Genomic DNA, 16,955 nt, shown 5'->3' with positions numbered 1-16,955 from the left:
GTGGCCCGCCCCCTGAGGGGACGGGCCACTTCTCGTGTGCCGGGTTCAGTCGGCCAGGCGCTCGTTCAGCTTGGTCAGCAGATCGATCGCCGCCGCCGGGATGATGGTGCCGGGTGGGTAGATCGCGTCGGCGCCGTGCTCGCGGAGCTCGTCGAAGTCCTGGGCCGGAATCACGCCACCCACGACGATCATCAGGTCCTCGCGACCCAGCTTGTCCAGCTCCTGACGCAGCGCGGGCACCAGCGTGAGGTGGCCGGCCGCGAGGGAGGAGACGCCCACCACGTGGACGTCGGACTCGACGGCCTGGCGGGCCACCTCTTCCGGCGTCTGGAACAGCGGGCCTACGTCGACGTCCATGCCGAGATCGGCATAGGCGGTGGAGATGACCTTCTGGCCACGGTCGTGACCGTCCTGGCCCATCTTCGCCACGAGGATGCGCGGGCGGCGCCCCTCCTTCTTCTCGAACTCCTCGACGAGCTTGCGGGCCGTCGCGATGTCCTCGTTGGTGCCGGCTTCGGTGTTGTACACACCTGAGATGGTACGGATCTGGGCGGTGTAGCGGCCGTAAACCTTCTCCAGCGCGTCCGAGATCTCGCCGAGCGAGGCCTTCGCGCGGGCCGCGTCGATGGCCACCTTCAGCAGGTTGCGGTCCGGGTCTGTGGCGTCGGGGTTGGCCGCCACCCAGGTGAGCCGCTCCAGCATCTCCTGCGTCACGGTCTCGTCGCGCTCGGAGCGCAGCTGCGCCAGCTTCGCGATCTGGGCCTCGCGCACCGCGCGGTTGTCCACCTTCAGCACCTCAAGGGCGTCCTCGGTGTCCAGCTTGTACTTGTTGACGCCGATCACCGGCTGGCGGCCGGAGTCGATGCGGGCCTGGGTGCGGGCCGCGGCCTCCTCGATGCGCATCTTCGGGATGCCCTGCTCGATGGCCTTGGCCATGCCGCCGGCCTGCTCCACCTCCTGGATCCGCTCCCACGCCTTGCGGGCGAGCTGCTCGGTGAGCTTCTCGACGTACGCGGAGCCGGCCCACGGGTCGACCGTGCGGGTGGTCCCCGACTCCTGCTGCAGGAACAGCTGGGTGTTGCGGGCGATGCGGGCGGAGAAGTCCGTCGGCAGCGCGATGGCCTCGTCGAGCGCGTTGGTGTGCAGCGACTGGGTGTGCCCCTGCGTGGCGCCCATGGCCTCCACACAGGTGCGCACCACGTTGTTGTACACGTCCTGCGCGGTCAGCGACCAGCCGGAGGTCTGCGAGTGCGTGCGCAGGCTCATCGACTTCGGGTTCTTCGGCCCGAACTGGCGCACCAGCTTGGCCCACAGGATGCGCGCGGCGCGCATCTTGGCGACCTCCATGTAGAAGTTCATGCCGATGGCCCAGAAGAAGGACAGGCGGGGTGCGAACTGGTCCACGTTGAGGCCCACGGACTCGCCGGCGCGGATGTACTCCACGCCGTCGGCCAGGGTGTAGGCCATCTCGATGTCGGCCGTCGCTCCGGCCTCCTGCATGTGGTAGCCGGAGATGGAGATCGAGTTGAACCGGGGCATGTTCGCCGAGGTGTAGGCGAAGATGTCCGCGATGATCTTCATCGACGGCGACGGCGGGTAGATGTAGGTGTTGCGGACCATGAACTCCTTCAGAATGTCGTTCTGAATGGTTCCGGCGAGCTGCTCGGGCTTGACGCCCTGCTCCTCGGCCGCGACGACGTACAGCGCCAGCACCGGCAGCACCGCGCCGTTCATCGTCATGGACACCGACATCTGGTCCAGCGGGATCTTGTCGAACAGCTGGCGCATGTCGAGGATCGAGTCGACGGCGACACCGGCCATGCCCACGTCACCGGCCACGCGGGGGTGGTCCGAGTCGTAGCCGCGGTGGGTGGCGAGGTCGAACGCGATCGAGAGGCCCTTCTGGCCGGCGGCCAGGTTGCGGCGGTAGAACGCGTTGGACTCCTCGGCGGTGGAGAAGCCCGCGTACTGGCGGATCGTCCACGGCTGGTTGACGTACATGGTGGCGTAGGGGCCGCGGAGGAACGGCGGGATGCCGGGCGCGGTCTCGAGGAAGTCGAGGCCGGCCAGGTCCGAATCGCCGTACAGCGGCGGCACCAGGATGCGCTCCGGGGTCTGCCAGCCGGCGGAGTGCCCGGTGGCGTCGATGATGGCCTCGAACTTGGCGGCGGCGTCAGCCGAGACCGCCTCGGTCAGTTCGATGTCGGTGAAGCGGGGGACAGTCATGCTCAGGCTCCCATCTTGTTCAGGGTGTCGGTCAGCAGTTCGACCACGTTCATGCCGTCGAACACGTTGCCGTCGACGGCGCCCTCGGCGCCCTCGCCCAGCTCCTTGATCTGGCCGGCGACCAGCACGGTCTCGGCACCCGCGGCGCGCAGGGCCTCGGCCACCGCGACGCCCTGGGCGGCGTAGACCTTGGCGCTGGAGCACAGCACTGCGACCTTCGCGCCCGACTCGGTGAGCTGCCGTGCGAAGTCCTCAGGGGTCTCGCCCTCGGCGACGAGCGTGTCGAGCCCGCCCACGTGCAGCAGGTTCGAGGTGAAGCCCTCGCGTCCACCGAAGTCACGGCGGGCGCCGAGGCAGGCGAGCAGCACCGTCGGCGCGTTGCCGGCCGCGCGGGCCGCCGCGGAGCGGTCGCGGAGGTCCTCGAACACCTGCGAGTCGCGCACCACCGTGAGCCCGCCCAGTTCCGGGGCCGCGGGGCGGGCCTTGCGCTCGAGCGCGGCCTCCTCGTGGTTGGGAAACATCGACACGCCGGTGAGCTGGATCTTGCGGGTGGCCAGCTGCGCGGCACGGGCAGCGTTGAGCTCGTCGAGCTGGGCCTTGACGGTGCCGTCGGCAAGCGCGGCGGCGAAGCCGGCTGCGTCGAGGCCCTGGAACACGGCCCATGCCTTGTCGGAGAGCTGCTTCGTGAGCGACTCGACGAACCAGGACCCGCCTGCGGGATCGTTGACCCGGCCCACGTTGGACTCTTCGGCCAGGACCACCTGCGTGTTGCGGGCGGTGCGGCGCGAGAAGTCCGTGGGGAGGCCGGCCGCGGCGTCGAACGGAAGCACGGTCTGCACCTCGGCGCCGCCCGCGGAGGCCGCGAAGCAGGAGATGGTGCCGCGCAGCATGTTGACGTAGGCGTCGTCGCGGGAGATCTGGCGCTCGGAGGTGACCGCGTGCTGGATGGCGCCGCGCTTGGCCTCGGTGACGCCGAGGACCTCGCCGACGCGTGACCACAGGCCGCGCAGCGCGCGGAGCCTGGCGATCGTGGCGAACTGGTCCGTGGTGGCCGAGACGCGGAACATCAGGGCGCCGAAGGCCTCGTCCACGGAGAGGCCCGCGTCGGTCAGCGCGCGGACGTACTCCACGCCCACCGCGACCGCGTAGGCCAGCTCGTGCACGTCGCCCGCGCCGGCGTTGTGGTAGATCGTCGCGTCCACGACCACGGGGCGCACGCCCGGGTACGGCTTGGCGAGTTCGACGGCCTGGGCCAGAACACCGAGATCGGCCGGGGTGCCGGCCAGGGCGGCTGCGCCGATGGGATCGACTCCCAGGTTGCCGGTGAGGCTGGCCGCGTCCTTGCCGGAGGCCGCGAGCACGTCGACGAGGGCCTTGGCCGCGTCGAGCTGCTGCGTCTTGGACGTGAGGTAGACGGGGGCGAGGTCCAGCAGGACGTCCGCAAGCACCGTCGGGACGTCGGCCACCGCCACGGCGTCGGGATCGACGCGCAGGTAGACGGCGGTGCCGCCGCGCTCCAGGTCAGTCAGGATGGCGCGCCGGGTCTCGGCGGCGTCGGGGTCCTCGTGCAGCTGGGCGATGTGCCAGGCGTCCATCTCGCCGTCGCGCACCGTGGTGCCGCGCACGAACGGGGCGACGCCGGGGTAGCCGAGCTCGGACACGCCGTCGCTCTTCACGTACAGCGGCTTGATGGTGAGGCCGTCGACGGTGGAGCTCGAGAGGCGCTTGTACGCCTGCTCGACACTGAGCTCCTTGCCCTCGGGGCGCTTTCGGTTCAGGACCTTCAGGACCTCTTTCTCCCAGTCCGCCTGGGAGGGAGTGTCGAAGTCTGCGGCCAGGCTGATGTCGGCCGCACTGGTGGCTTGATCGCTCATCGCTCTCCGTCTTGTCTCTAGGGGGTTTGCACCCACGCCACCACACTAAACCAGCGGGACACCCCCGCGAGGGCGGGGCGGTGATAGGTCAGACCGACAGGCAGTGATACCCTCAGCGGCCGCGCTCGGCCCGGGCCGGCGGGCGGTCGCCGCGGATGGACGCCACCATGTCCAGCGTGCGACGCGTGGCGCGCACGTCGTGGGCGCGGAAAACGGTTGCCCCCAGCCAGGCGGCGACGGCTGTGGCGGCCAGGCTGCCCTCGAGCCGTTCGTCGGCGGGCAGGTCGAGGGTCTCGCCGACGAAGTCCTTCCGGCTGATGGCCTGCAGGACGGGGAAACCCAGCGCGACGACGCGGTCAGTGGCCGCCACGAGGGCGAGCGAGTTGGGCGTGGTCTTGCCGAAGTCCAGGGTGGGGTCGACGAGGACGCCGTCGGGCCGGACGCCGGCGTCGAGTGCCCGCCGGGCGCCGTCGCTCAGCACCCGGAGCACGTCCTCCACGACGGCCTCCCCTGGGCCGTAGTCGATGCCTACCGGGTCCGTGCGTGGCGGGAGCCCGCCCACGTGGGAGACCACGTAGCCGGCGCCGAGTGTCGCGGCCACGTGGACGAGGTCCGGGTCCGCGCCCTGCCAGGTGTCGTTGACGAGGTCGACGGCGCCCTCACAGGCCTGCGCCACCTCGGCGCGCCACGTGTCGAGGCTGATGGGGAGGAGCGGGAACCGCTCGCGCAGCGCCAGGACGAACGGGCGGACGCGCGCGATCTCGGTGGCCTCGTCGATCCATTCGCCCTCCTGCCCGGCGCGGACTCCTCCGACGTCGATGAGGTCCACCCCCTCGTCGACCATCTGCACGGCGCGGGCGAGGGCGGCGTCGTCGTCGAGGTAACGAGCGGAGGCGTAGAAGGAGTCGGGGGTGCGGTTGATGATGCCCATGACGGCGGGCCTGGCCGCGTCGAACCGGAGTCCGCGCAGGACCAGCGGGGCGGGCTGGGGATGGGTCACTCCGGAAGTCTAGGTCGGGTTCGCGGCGCTCCCGCGGGGAGCGCAGTGGTGACAGGATGGTCGGGTGAGCTCTCCCGCGCGAATCATCCAGGTCGGCGTCAACGGATACGGCCGGCACCACCTCGAGGCCATCGCGGAGCAGGCGGCCGCCGGCCGCGCGGCCCTCGTGGCGGCGGTGGACCCCGCGCCCGGCGGATTCGCCGGTGCGCCCGTCTACGACACCCTCCAGCAAGCGCTCGCCGGGCATGAGGCCGACGTGGTGAGCATCGCCACCCCCATCGGTACGCACGCCGCCCTTGCCGCCCTCGCCCTCGAGCACGGCGCCGACGTCCTGCTGGAGAAGCCCCCGACGGCGTCGCTGGCGGAGTTCACTCAACTACAGGGCGTGGTCGAGCGCACCGGCCGAGCCGTTCAGGTGGGCTTCCAGGCGCTCGGCTCGGACGGCATCGACGTGCTGCAGGTGGCCCTCGCCGAGGGGCTGGTGGGGGATCACGCCAGGGTGGTCGCGTGGGGCGCGTGGAGCCGCAGCGTCGCCTACTACGCGCGGAGCGACTGGGCCGGTCACCGTGTCTTCAACGGCCGACGCGTCGCCGACGGCGTGGTCACCAATCCGCTGGCCCACGCCGTCGCCTCAGCGCTGGCCGTCGCTGGCGCACAGCGCGCTGACCAGGTGCGATGGGTGGACACCGAGCTGTACCGGGCCCACGACATCGCCACCGACGACACCGCCTGGGTGGAGGTGGGCACCACCGTCGGCGTCCCGGTCCAGGCGGCCCTTACGCTGTGTGCCCCGACGGTGGCTGTCGACCCGTCCCCGAGCGTGGCCGTGATCGGCGACCGCGGTTCGGTGACCTTCCGCTACACCGACGACGAGGTCGACTGGCGCCTCGCGGACGAGCCCGCACGCATCGAGCGGGTCACCAGGCAGGGGCTCCTCGCCAACCTGCTCGACCACCGCGACACCGGCGCCGCCCTCCTGGCCCCTCTCGTCGAGACCGGCGCCTTCATGTCCGTGCTCGAGGCCAGCCAGACATCGCCCGAGCCGCAACCGGTCGACCAGGCGTTCGTGACGTGGTCGGGCGAGGGCGATGACCGCGCCCCGGTCATCGCGCACATCGAGGCGGATCTGCTCGAATCGGTGCGTCGTGGGGTGCCGTGGTCGGTGGTCGGGGCCCCCTGGGCCACGGCAGCGCCCACCCGCTGGAGGCCCTGACAAGCACCGCGAGAATGTCCACACAAAAAGCGTGACATTTGGGAAAGCGCTTGCTACCGTGAGGGAACCCGATCGCACGCTGACGTCTCGGGCGCAAGCCAAAGACGGCGTGTGACCACGAAAGGAGTTCCAGTGCTCAAGAAGCGCTTCACCCTCGGCGTCGCCATGGCGCTGCTGATGCCGCTGGCGGCCTGCGCCGGCGGAACCGATCCGGAGACCAGCGGCGGGGCAGAGGCCCCCAGCGGCGAGCCGTTGCAGTTCTACCTCTCCGGCGACACGTCCCAGGGCGGCGGCTACGCCAAGCTGGCCGCCGAGTACACGGAGGAGACCGGCGTCGAGATCGAGGTCGTCGACCTCGCGTACGACGATCTCGCCGTCAAGGTCAAGAACGCGGCCCTCGCCAACGACCTGCCCGCCCTCGCCCGCATGCCATCCGTCGACCCCACCTGGATCGACCAGCTCGCCGACCTCTCCGAGATCGGCGAGAAGAACGGCGTCATGATGGACCTGGCCAAGGTGACCGAGGACGGCGAGGCCCTCTCGCTGCCCAGCGACCTCACCGCCGTCGGCCTGTACCTCAACAAGACGCTCTGGGACGAGGCGGGCGAGACTTGGCCCACCTCCGGTGACGACGTCTGGACCTGGGACGAGTACGTGGCCGCGGCCACGCGCGTCCAGGAGGCTACCGGCGCCAAGTACGGCATGGTCATGGACCGCTCCTCGCACCGCCTGAAGTCCTTCCTGTTCCAGTTCGGCTCCGAGCTGTGGCTGCCCAACGACGAGGGCGTCTACGAGACCAACGACGCCACCCAGCCGGCGATCGAGTACTTCAAGACCCTCAACGACGACAAGTTCATGCCCCGCTCGGTGTGGCTCAGCGCCGACGACCCGGCCGCGCTGTTCAAGTCCGGCCAGGTGGCGTCCTACTACTCCGGCTCGTGGCAGATCGCGTCCTTCGACGCCGAGATCACGGACTTCGAGTGGGTCTCCGTGCGCATGCCGGCCCAGCCGGTGCGCGCCACGATGTTCGGCAACGCGGCGGACATGGTGGTCTTCGAGGAGACCGGCCAGACCCAGGAGGCGCTGGACTTCGTCGACTGGCTGTACACCCCCGAGAACTACACCCGCCTGATGGAGTACTCCTCCATGCTGCCCGCCTCCGACGGCATCGAGCCCACCTACTCGGGCAACCAGGACGCGTTCGAGATCTACAACGAGGAGATCGCCGTCTCGCCTGACGCGGTCGGCATCGCGCTGGCCAACGACATCCGCAACGCGGTTGCCGGCAAGACCACGGAGGGTGACCCGATCCGCGACGAGACGGTCAAGTACCTGAACGACGAGGTCACGATCGACGAGGCCATGGCCAACATCTCCGAGCAGATGACCGACGCCCTGAGCTGACCGACCAACCGACCCAAGGAGGCATCAGCGCCCATGAGCACGCCTGTGGAAAGCCGGAAGCGGCGGGGTAACCGCATCCCGCAACTGGCCCCCCTGTCCTTCACCGTCATCACGATGGTCCTGTTCGTCCTGTTCTTCGTCATGCCCGGAGGCCTCGGCATCTACTACGCCTTCACCGACTACCGCGGTGTGGGTGACGCCGACTGGATCGGGCTGGAGAACTTCGTCGAACTGTTCCAGGACGAGGACTTCTACAGCGCGCTGTTCCGGACGCTGACCTACGCGGTCATCACGGTGCCGTTGGGCTTCGTCGTCTCCCTTCTGTCCGCGTGGCTGATCACCAGCCCGCGGACGAAGGGGGCCGGCGTGGCCCGCGTCATCTTCTTCCTCCCGTGGCTCGTCTCCCCGATCGTGGCGGGCGTCATCTGGCGCTGGCTGTTCGGCGAGAGCTTCGGGCTGGTCAACTATCTGCTCAGCCTGATCGGCGTCGCGCCGGTCTCGTGGCAGTCGAACGCCAACCTGTCGCTGTTCGTGGTGGTCATCGCCGGGATCTGGGGCGGCATGGCCTTCTCCATGCTCCTGTTCTCAGCGGCCCTGAAGAACATCCCGCAGTCCTACTACGAGGCGGCCAGCATCGACGGCGCCTCCACCGGGCAGCAGTTCTGGAAGATCACGCTTCCCCTGCTCAAGCCCACCTCCTTCATGGTCATCCTGCTCAGCACGATCGGCTCGATGAAGGAGTTCGCCCTGATCCAGGCCCTCAACGGCGGAGGACCGGGCACGCAGAACAACCTGATGGTCCAGTACATCTACTCGACCGGCTTCGAACGGGCCAAGATCGGCTACGCGAGCGCGGCGTCGGTCATCCTCATGCTGCTCCTGCTGGTCATCGCCGGCATCCAGATGCAGTTCGACAAGGGAGCTGAGTACGAATGAGCACGCCCACCACAGTCCGTCGCCGTCGCACCCGCGAGCCCGGCCACTGGATCCCGTCCGCGGTTCAGACCGCGGTCCTCTGGGGCATGGCCCTGCTGTTCATCGTGCCGCTGGCCTGGTTCCTGCTCAGCTCCTTCAAGCCCGCCGGCGAGCTCTTCCGCTACCCCCTGACCGCCCTCCCCGAGGACTGGTCAGTGGCGGGATACCAGACGGCCTGGGCGCGCTACGACTTCGCCCTGTACTTCCGCAACACCGCCGTGGTGGCCATCGTCACCACCGTGCTGACCGTCATCGTCAGCGCCATGACCGGCTTCGCGTTCGCCAAGTACAAGAACAAGTGGCTGAAGGTGTTCTTCATCTGCATCCTCGCCACGACGATGCTGCCCACCGAGGTGATCATGCCGTCGACGTTCATCGTCATCCGCGACCTCGGCCTCTACAACCAGCTCCCCGGCGTGATCATCCCGTCGATCATCACCGCCACCGGCATCTTCATGTTCCGCCAGTACTACCGCAGCGTGCCCGACGAACTGCTCGAGGCCGCCCGCATCGACGGGGCCAGCGAGATGCGGATCTTCTGGTCGATGATGCTGCCCCTGGCCAAGCCCATCGCGTTCACGCTGGCCATCTTCTCCTTCCACTGGCGCTGGAACGACTTCATCTGGCCGCTGCTGGTGCTTAACGACCCGAACCTCTACACCCTCCAGGTGGCGCTTCGCTCCATCGTCGGTGCCGAGAACATCGACTGGTCGGTGCTGCTGTCCGCCTCGGTGATCTCGATCATCCCGATGGGGTTCGTGTTCATCCTGTTCCAGAAGTACATCCTCAACGCCGATCTCAACAGCGGGCTCAAGGGGTGACGACGGTGGGTGCCCTGCGGCGACGGGTCATCGGTTCGCTCCACGACACCTGGAGCGGGCCGGACGTGAGGACTGGCGCCGAGGCGCCGCACCGCAGCCTCCAGCACGTGGCCGAGGCGGCCTGCTACTGGATGCTGCTGGAGGGACGCGTCGACGACGCCGCAACCACGGTGGCTCTCACGGCCCTCGACTCGCTGGCGCGCCAGCAGGACGAGAGCACGGGGCTGTTCGTCGTCGGCGACAACGTGCTCTCCCCGCCCGACACGAGCTTCAGCATCAACGGCCTGGCGCGGCTGGCGCTGGTCCTGCGCGCCGCGGACGCCATGGGTGACCCGTGGGAGGAGGTGCGCCGACGGGTGGAGGGAATCGTCTCCTCGGTCGCCGGGGCGCTCAGGGTCGGGGGAGTGCACACGCCGAACCACCGCTGGGAGATCGCGTCGGCGCTCGCCCGCTCGGGCGCCCTGCTGGGCGACGCGTCGCTCACGAGCCGCGCACAGCAGTGGCTCGCCGAGGGCGTCGACGTGCAGAGCGACGGCCTCTACTCCGAGCGCAGCCCCAACTACGCGGCCTACGTCAGCAACCCCAGCCTCACCGTGCTGGCCTCGCTGCTGGGCCGGGCGGACCTCCTCGACGTGGTGCACCGCAACCTGCACACGCACGCGCTCCTCACCTCCGACGACGGGTCCGTGCTCACCCTCCAGTCCCGCCGCCAGGATCAGGGGCGCGGGTTCTCCGTCGCGCCCTTCGAGTTCGGCTACCTCACCACCGCAGGCGCCTTCGGGTGCCGGCTCTGCGCGTCCATGGCGGAGCGCTGCGCCGCGGCCGGAGGCGGAGACCCGGTGGAGATCGCCGCCGGGCTACTGGACGGCTCCGTCGTCGAGCCGGCGCTTTCCGCGGAGGCGCACCGCCAGAGCGGCTGGCACGACCTGGCAGCCAGCGAACTGGCGCTGTTCGTCGGTGAGGACGAGGAACTGGTGGTCCGGGCGGCCTCGGATGTGGCGGCCATTGGCAGGGTCTGTTCGGGCGTCAACCACGAGCCGTCCATCGCCGCGTACCGGCGCGGCGGGGTGCGTGTGACGGGGATGCGGTTGTCGCGGGCGTTCTTCGGCCTCGGGCCCTTCCGCGCGGACGCGATCGTGCGCGACGGAGGCACCGTCACGCTCCGGGAGAGTGTCGCGGCGGCCTACTATCAGCCGCTCGACCCCGGGCGCCGGAACCCCGCCGGCGAGTACGGCCTCGGCTTCGAGGGCCGCTTCGCCGCCAGGATGTCCTTCGACGAACGGGGCCGCGACACCGTCGCGCTCGCGACCACGGTCACCGTCGAGCGCCTCGACGACGGGATCCGCGTGAGGGTCGACACCGACGGCCCGGCGGTGCCGATGTGTCTGGAGCTCGCGCTGGGGGCAGCCCCGGCAGACGTCACCGGGGCCGATCCGGGGGACGAGCCGGACCTCTGGGTGGCCAGGGGGCCCGTCCGGATCACCACGGCCGACGGCGAGGCATGGGCCGTCGAACCGACGGGTGCCGCCCTCAGCGCAGTGGCCTTCTACGAGCCCGGCGAAGCCGTCCGCTACGCGGGTGGATCGGACGCATTGACCGGACCGAGGCTGGCCGTCGCCTGGCGCTCCGGCACCCCGCTGGAGCTGCGCCTCCTCGCAGCCTGAGGAGAGCCCGGCCCCCCACCGCGGCCCGAGGTCCGACCCCGCTGGCTAGAGTGTGAGGAGCGAAGCGACGAGCCTCGAAGCCTCAGAAACGTTCCTTGTCAGCTTGCGTTTGTTAGGCTTCGAGGCCGCTTCGCGGCACCTCAGCCAGCGGGGGAAGGCCGCTTGGCGGGACCGTAGCCAGCGGGGGAAGGCCGCTTCGCGGGGTCTCAGCCAGCGGGGGGAGGCCGCTTGGCGGCACCTCAGCCAGCGGGAACCCTGTGGGCTGGGGCGCCGCGCCTCAGCCCACAGGGATGGGGCCCGCTACCGATCCACCCGGGCGTTGCCGCCGCCGGCGAGCTTGAGCACCTCCGCCGTGGTCACCATCGAGGTGTCGCCCGGAGTGGTCATGGCGAGCGCCCCGTGGGCCGCGCCGTACTCGACGCAGGTGGAGAGCGGCTCACCCGTGAGCAGGCCGTAGATCAGGCCGGAGGCGAAGGAGTCCCCACCGCCCACCCGGTCGAGGATCTCAAGGCCCTCGCGGTGGGTGGCCTGCACCAGGCCGGTGTCGGCTGACCAGGCCACGGCGCCCCAGTCGTTGATGGAGGCCGAGCGGACCGTGCGCAGGGTGGTGGCGATGACGGACATGTTCGGGTAAGCCTGCGCGACCTGCTCGATCATGGCCTTGAAGCCCTCGATGGGCAGCTCCGAGAGGTGCTCGTCGACCCCCTCGACCTCGAAGCCGAGGGCCGCGGTGAAGTCCTCCTCGTTGCCGATCATCACGTCGACGTACCTGGCCAGCTCGCGGTTGACCTCTTGGGCGCGGGCCTGGCCGCCGATCGTCTGCCACAGGCTGGGGCGGTAGTTCAGGTCGTAGGAGACGGCCGTGCCGTGCTTCTTGGCGGCCTTCACCGCGGCCAGGGCCGTCGCGGCGGACTGCTCGGAGAGGGCGGCGTAGATGCCGCCGGTGTGCAGCCAGCGGACCCCGGCCTCACCGAACAGCCTGTCGAAGTCGACCTCGTCGGGGCGCAGCTGCGAGATCGCGGTGTGCCCGCGGTCGGACACGCCCTTCGCGCCGCGCACGCCGAAGCCGCGTTCGGTGAAGTTCAGGCCGTTACGGACGGTTCGGCCGACGCCGTCGCTCTTCGCCCATCTGATCCAGCGGGTGTCGACGCCGCCGGCAAGGATGAAGCCCTCGACGAGGTGGCCCACCTCGTCGTCGACCAGCGCGGTGATTGCGGCCGTCGGCAGGCCGAAGACGCGGGAGAGGCCGCGGACGACGTTGTATTCGCCGCCGCCCTCCCACGCGTCGAAGGAGCGGGCGGTGCGGATGCGCAGGTTCCCCGGGTCGAGGCGCAGCATGACCTCGCCGAGCGAGACCGCCTGGTAGCGGCACTCCTCGGCCGGACGCAGGGTGAGAGTGCCCATGTCAGGACTCCGTTCCGAATGAGGCGGCCGCGGCGGAGGCCTCGGCGCAGAGAGTGCGGACGGTGTCCATGTCGCCCGCGTCGACGGCGGCGGCGGGAACCATCCAGGAGCCGCCGACCGCGGCGACGTTGGGGAGCGTGAGGTAGGTCCCGAGGTTGTCCGCGGAGACCCCGCCTGTCGGGATGAACCGCACCTGCGGGAAGGGCGCCCCGAGCGCCTTGAGCGCGGCGGCCCCGCCGTAGATGTTGGCGGGGAAGAACTTGAGGGTGGTCAGGCCGAGGTCGAGGGCGGCCATGATCTCCGAAGGCGTGACCGCGCCCGGGAAGACCGGAAGGCCGTGGTGCTGGGCGCGCTGAACGACGGCGGCGCTGAACCCGGGGGAGACGATGAACCGGGCGCCTGCGTCGACAGCCTGGTCCACCTGGGCGACGCTCAGCACGGTGCCCGCGCCGACGAGCAGCGCGGGGTTGGCGGACATCCGCCGGATCGACTCGGGAGCCGCTTCGGTGCGGAAGGTCACCTCGGCGATCGGGATGCCGCCTGCCACCAGCGCCTCGCCCAGCGCCGCAGCGCGCTCGGCGTGGTTGATGACCACCACCGGGATGATCCGATTGTCGGCCACGTGCATGAGCCCTCCTTTGGGTTCATCGGGATGAAGACGAAGTCAGGATAGCGCTTTCCCAGCAATTCCTCTAGTGTGTTGTCGTGCCTGCCGCTGAGGCGGGCGCCCCGCCCATCCTCACCGTGGAGGTCCCATGAAGTTCGACACCGGGCCAGGTCGGCTCCTGCTGGTCGACGGCGACGTCACCGTCGCCGAGTACGTCCACGAGCCGACGGAGGCGCAGCTCGAGTCGCCGCGTCCCTACGCCATCCTCCGGACGCGCGCCGGCGCAGACGTCACCGCCTACCGTCCCGACGACCACGTCTGGCACAAGGGGCTCTCGCTGGCGCTGCCCGTGGTGGGGCCCCACAACTTCTGGGGAGGGCCCACCTACGTGCACGGGAGCGGGTACGTGCAGCTGCCCAACAACGGGGCGCAGGTGCACCGGTCCTTCGAGTTCGGCACCCGCGACCACGGGGCGGAACTCCTTGAGCGGCTGGACTGGGTGGCCGAGGACGGCTCGCCGGTGCTGACCGAGGAGCGTCGCCTCACCGCCCGCCCCGTCGACGACGACACCTGGGCACTCACCTGGCACAGCGCCCTGACCAACGTCTCGGGCGAGGTGCTGGGCTTCGGCTCGCCCACGTCGAAGGGCCGGGAGAATGCGGGCTACTGCGGCATCTTCTGGCGCGGTCCCGTCAGCTTCACCGGCGGCGAGATCCAGGGGCCGTCGGGGGCCGTCGGCGACGCGGCGCGCGGTGGGGCCGGCCCGTGGCTGGCCTTCGTGGCCCCAGACCGCTCCGCCGGCGTCCTCATGCTCGACGGTGCCGAGGAGCCCAACCCGTGGTTCGCCCGCAGCGAGGAGTACGCGGGCCTCAACCCCGCGCCGTTCTTCTTCACCGAGACGCGGCTGCCTCCGGGCGAGACGCTGATCCTGTCCGCGGCGGTCGTCGTCGGCACCTCCGACGTGGCCGTCCATGCCTCTGGCATGGGGGCCGATCTCGTCGCCGAGCTCCGGGCGATCGGCACTCCTGGATCCAGGGCATCCGCATGACCCAGACCCTTCGCTGCGCCATCGTCGGCACCGGCGCCGTCGCCCACTTCCACGCCCGCGCGGTCGAGGCCCACCCGCACGCCGAGCTCGTCGCGGTCACCAACCAGACCCGCTCCAAGGGCGACGCCTTCGCCGCGCAGTGGGGGAGCCCGGCCGTCTACGACACGCTCGACGAGCTGCTCGCCGCCGAGCACCCCGACGTTGTGCTCATCTGCACCCCGCCGGGAGTGCATCGCGCCCAGACGCTCGCGTCGTTCGCCGCGGGTGCGCACGTGGTGGTGGAGAAGCCGCCGGCCCCGTCGCTCGACGAGCTCGACGACATGCGCGCGGCCGCCGATGCGGCCGGAAAGGAGCTGGCCGTCGTGTTCCAGCAGCGCACCGGCACCGCGGCCGCGCACGTCCGCCAGCTGCTCGACGACGGCGCGCTGGGGCGCCCGCTCATCGCGGTCTGCCAGACGCTGTGGTTCCGCGACGAGGCGTACTTCGCCGTCCCGTGGCGCGGGAAGTGGGAGACTGAGGGAGGCGGAACCACGCTCGGCCACGGCATCCACCAGCTGGACCTCCTGGGCTTCCTCCTGGGGGACTGGGCCAGCGTGCAGGGCCGCCTGTGGCGCCTCGACCGCGAGACCCAGACCGAGGACGCGTCGACCGCCACCATCACGTTCGCGAACGGCACGGTGGCGCAGGTGGTCACCAGCGCGGTCTCCCCGCGCCAGGTCAGCGCGGTCCGCATCGACACGCAGAAGGCGACGGTCACCGTCGAGCACCTCTACGGCCACGGGCACGAGAACTGGCAGATCACGCCGGCCCCCGGGTTCGAGGACGAGGCGGCGGCGTGGGCCTTCCCCGAGCACGAGGAGCGGAGCGACCACGCTCCGCTGCTCCGCGACGTCTTCGACGCGCTGCTGGCCGGCCGGCCGCTGCCGCCGACGGCGGATGCGCCCGCCCGCTCCATCGAGATGGTGGCGGCGATCTACGCGTCCGCCGCGGCCGACGGTGCCGTCATCACCCCGGCAGGCCTGGCCGACCACCCGACGCACCGCCACGGGTTCGCGAGCCCCGTGGCCGACATGTGCGGTGTCGCGGAGCGGCTGTAACCGCTGGCTGAGGTGCCGCGCAGCGGCCCTTCCCCCGACGCTGGTTGAGCCGGGCCGCGAGGAGCGAAGCGATGCGCGCCCGTGTCGAAACCGACGTGAGGTCACCGTGGACCTGGGCCAGGTCCACGAACCGGCTACCGGAGGCTTCGACGCGGTCGGTGGCGCTTCGCGCCCGACCGGCTCACCCAGCGGAACAAGGCGAGACGGGCCTCCCCCCGCTGGCTGAGGTGCCGCGCAGCGGCCTCGAAGCCTAAGAAACGCAGGCTGACAAGGAACGTTTCTTAGGACGCTCCTATGTTTTGTCAACCCCTTTTTCGAGGATTCTGAAGGTCTGGCGGGCGACGTATCGTTTGAGGCAGCGGCGGATCTCTCGCTTGGTTCGGCCTTCAGCGGTGCGGCGTTCGATGTAGGCCTTGGTGGCTGGGTCGTTGCGTTGTCTGCAGAGGATGATGGTGTGGATGGCCTGGTTGAGGTGGCGGTCGCCGGAGCGGTTAAGGCGGTGTCTGGTCTGTTGTGTGCCGCTGGTGGCCGGGATGGGGGCGGTTCCGGAGAGCATCGCGAATGCGGCCTCGGAGTGGACGCGTCCGGGATGGGACCACACCAGCAGCAGGCTCGCCGCGACGATCGGTCCGACGCCGTTGAGGTCGAGCAGGTCAGGGCGCCACTTCCTGACGATGTCGAGGATCTGCCGTTGCAGGGCCTTGGCGTAGAGCCGCAGCGACCGGGCCCGCTGTGCGAGTTCCTTCAGTACCGGCATCAGGATCCCGGTCAGGGGGTCGTCATTGGTGTGGGGTCGTAGTTTCAGGGCCTGGGTGACCATCGGGGCGGTCTTGCGGCCGGTGAACCGTGACCGGAGCTCGTCGGGGGCGGTGAGCACCATCGAGCGGAGTTGGCGTTCGGTGTCGGTGGCCTGCGTGATCGTCAGGTGTCTGCTGGTGACAAGGACCTGGAGCGCGGCACGGTCACCGGTGACCGCCCGCGGGGTGGACAGGGAGTCCCGGCCCAACGCGTCCCGGGCTGCCCGGACCGCGTCGATGGAGTCGGACTTTGCGCCGTTGCGGCGCTTGATCCGCTCTGGTCGGTCGACCTCGACCACCAGTTCGCCGGCCAGGGCGCGGGTCAGGCCGATGCCGTGGCTGTTGGTGCCCTCGATGGCCCACCCGCGCCGGCCGGGACGGGTGTGGGCCCAGTCGATGAGCTGCTGATAGCCGGCCGGGTCGGCCGGGGTCTTGATCGTGTCGAGCACCCCGCCGGTGACCGCGTCAACGGCCGCGGCGACGTGGAACTGCTCGTGGGTGTCGACCCCGATCACGAGGTCGACAAGCTCGCGGAGATTCTTCACACTGGACATGCGTCCCCTTCCATGGACGTCAACCATCGGGTTCCGATCCGGGCAGGGACTAGGCACAACTGTGATGGGACACAACCGGCGCTGCTGACGCTGGTTGGTCAAGCTCCTGAATCAGGCCACTGGTTTCTGCTCGGGTCGGGGTCGACGCTCACGCCGGACATGTCCTGACCAAGGCACCCGGAGGGCCAGCTTCGAGGAGAGTCACGACGCGACCGTCGATCCCAACAACACCACCAATGAGGTGGTGACACCAGACTCACAGCTTCGAGGC

Annotated in this window: 13 protein-coding genes; 7 read left to right on the top strand and 6 right to left on the bottom strand. The window is 70.1% G+C overall.

What is annotated here, in order from left to right:
* Positions 1-45 precede the first annotated feature (45 nt).
* The 3 genes from scpA to folP all read right to left on the bottom strand — a co-directional run bounded on the left by scpA (position 46) and on the right by folP (position 5,100).
* A complete protein-coding gene (gene scpA, locus ACZK5D_RS16190; RefSeq protein WP_463666054.1) occupies positions 46-2,226 on the bottom strand; it encodes a methylmalonyl-CoA mutase in 2,181 nt (726 codons plus the stop codon).
* A 2-nt stretch (positions 2,227-2,228) separates the two neighbouring features.
* On the bottom strand, positions 2,229-4,100 hold the full coding sequence (gene mutA / locus ACZK5D_RS16185) for a methylmalonyl-CoA mutase small subunit (RefSeq protein ID WP_463666053.1): 1,872 nt from the start codon (positions 4,098-4,100) through the stop codon (positions 2,229-2,231).
* A gap of 112 nt (positions 4,101-4,212) precedes the next feature.
* Entirely contained in the window at positions 4,213-5,100 is an 888-nt protein-coding gene (gene folP / locus ACZK5D_RS16180; RefSeq protein ID WP_463666052.1) for a dihydropteroate synthase, read from the bottom strand.
* A 64-nt stretch (positions 5,101-5,164) separates the two neighbouring features.
* Here folP and ACZK5D_RS16175 point away from each other — a divergent pair, with 64 nt between their 5' ends.
* From ACZK5D_RS16175 to ACZK5D_RS16155, 5 genes are all read left to right on the top strand, one after another.
* The gene (locus ACZK5D_RS16175; RefSeq protein ID WP_463666051.1) at positions 5,165-6,313 is read left to right on the top strand and encodes a Gfo/Idh/MocA family protein; all 1,149 of its coding nucleotides are present in this window, start codon (positions 5,165-5,167) and stop codon (positions 6,311-6,313) included.
* Positions 6,314-6,445: 132 nt separating this feature from the next.
* The gene (locus tag ACZK5D_RS16170; protein ID WP_463666050.1) at positions 6,446-7,717 is read left to right on the top strand and encodes an ABC transporter substrate-binding protein; all 1,272 of its coding nucleotides are present in this window, start codon (positions 6,446-6,448) and stop codon (positions 7,715-7,717) included.
* 33 nt (positions 7,718-7,750) lie between these two features.
* Positions 7,751-8,653 (top strand): carbohydrate ABC transporter permease, encoded by a 903-nt coding sequence (locus ACZK5D_RS16165; protein ID WP_463666049.1) that lies wholly within the window; start codon positions 7,751-7,753, stop codon positions 8,651-8,653.
* Positions 8,650-9,513: a carbohydrate ABC transporter permease gene (locus tag ACZK5D_RS16160; RefSeq protein ID WP_463666048.1), complete on the top strand. Its 864-nt coding sequence runs from the start codon at positions 8,650-8,652 to the stop codon at positions 9,511-9,513. Before ACZK5D_RS16165 ends, ACZK5D_RS16160 begins: the two co-directional genes overlap by 4 nt.
* Before the next feature lie 5 nt (positions 9,514-9,518).
* A complete protein-coding gene (locus ACZK5D_RS16155) occupies positions 9,519-11,177 on the top strand; it encodes a hypothetical protein (RefSeq protein WP_463666047.1) in 1,659 nt (552 codons plus the stop codon).
* Positions 11,178-11,477: 300 nt separating this feature from the next.
* Here the strand turns inward: ACZK5D_RS16155 and ACZK5D_RS16150 are convergent, their stop codons facing one another.
* Together ACZK5D_RS16150 and ACZK5D_RS16145 are read right to left on the bottom strand one after the other, a co-directional pair.
* On the bottom strand, positions 11,478-12,581 hold the full coding sequence (locus tag ACZK5D_RS16150) for a sugar kinase (RefSeq protein ID WP_463666046.1): 1,104 nt from the start codon (positions 12,579-12,581) through the stop codon (positions 11,478-11,480).
* Position 12,582: 1 nt separating this feature from the next.
* Positions 12,583-13,209 (bottom strand): bifunctional 4-hydroxy-2-oxoglutarate aldolase/2-dehydro-3-deoxy-phosphogluconate aldolase, encoded by a 627-nt coding sequence (locus tag ACZK5D_RS16145; RefSeq protein ID WP_463666045.1) that lies wholly within the window; start codon positions 13,207-13,209, stop codon positions 12,583-12,585.
* Between the two features lie 127 nt (positions 13,210-13,336).
* Between ACZK5D_RS16145 and ACZK5D_RS16140 the strand changes: the two genes are divergently transcribed.
* Together ACZK5D_RS16140 and ACZK5D_RS16135 are read left to right on the top strand one after the other, a co-directional pair.
* Entirely contained in the window at positions 13,337-14,236 is a 900-nt protein-coding gene (locus ACZK5D_RS16140) for a DUF6807 domain-containing protein (RefSeq protein WP_463666044.1), read from the top strand.
* A complete protein-coding gene (locus tag ACZK5D_RS16135; protein WP_463666043.1) occupies positions 14,233-15,333 on the top strand; it encodes a Gfo/Idh/MocA family protein in 1,101 nt (366 codons plus the stop codon). Before ACZK5D_RS16140 ends, ACZK5D_RS16135 begins: the two co-directional genes overlap by 4 nt.
* Positions 15,334-15,625: 292 nt before the next feature.
* Here ACZK5D_RS16135 and ACZK5D_RS16130 read toward each other — a convergent pair whose 3' ends face one another.
* Entirely contained in the window at positions 15,626-16,684 is a 1,059-nt protein-coding gene (locus ACZK5D_RS16130; RefSeq protein WP_458994410.1) for an IS110 family RNA-guided transposase, read from the bottom strand.
* Positions 16,685-16,955 lie beyond the last annotated feature (271 nt).

This window comes from Tessaracoccus yangjingae (assembly GCF_055326235.1).
This window is presented reverse-complemented; position numbering and strand designations above follow the sequence as displayed.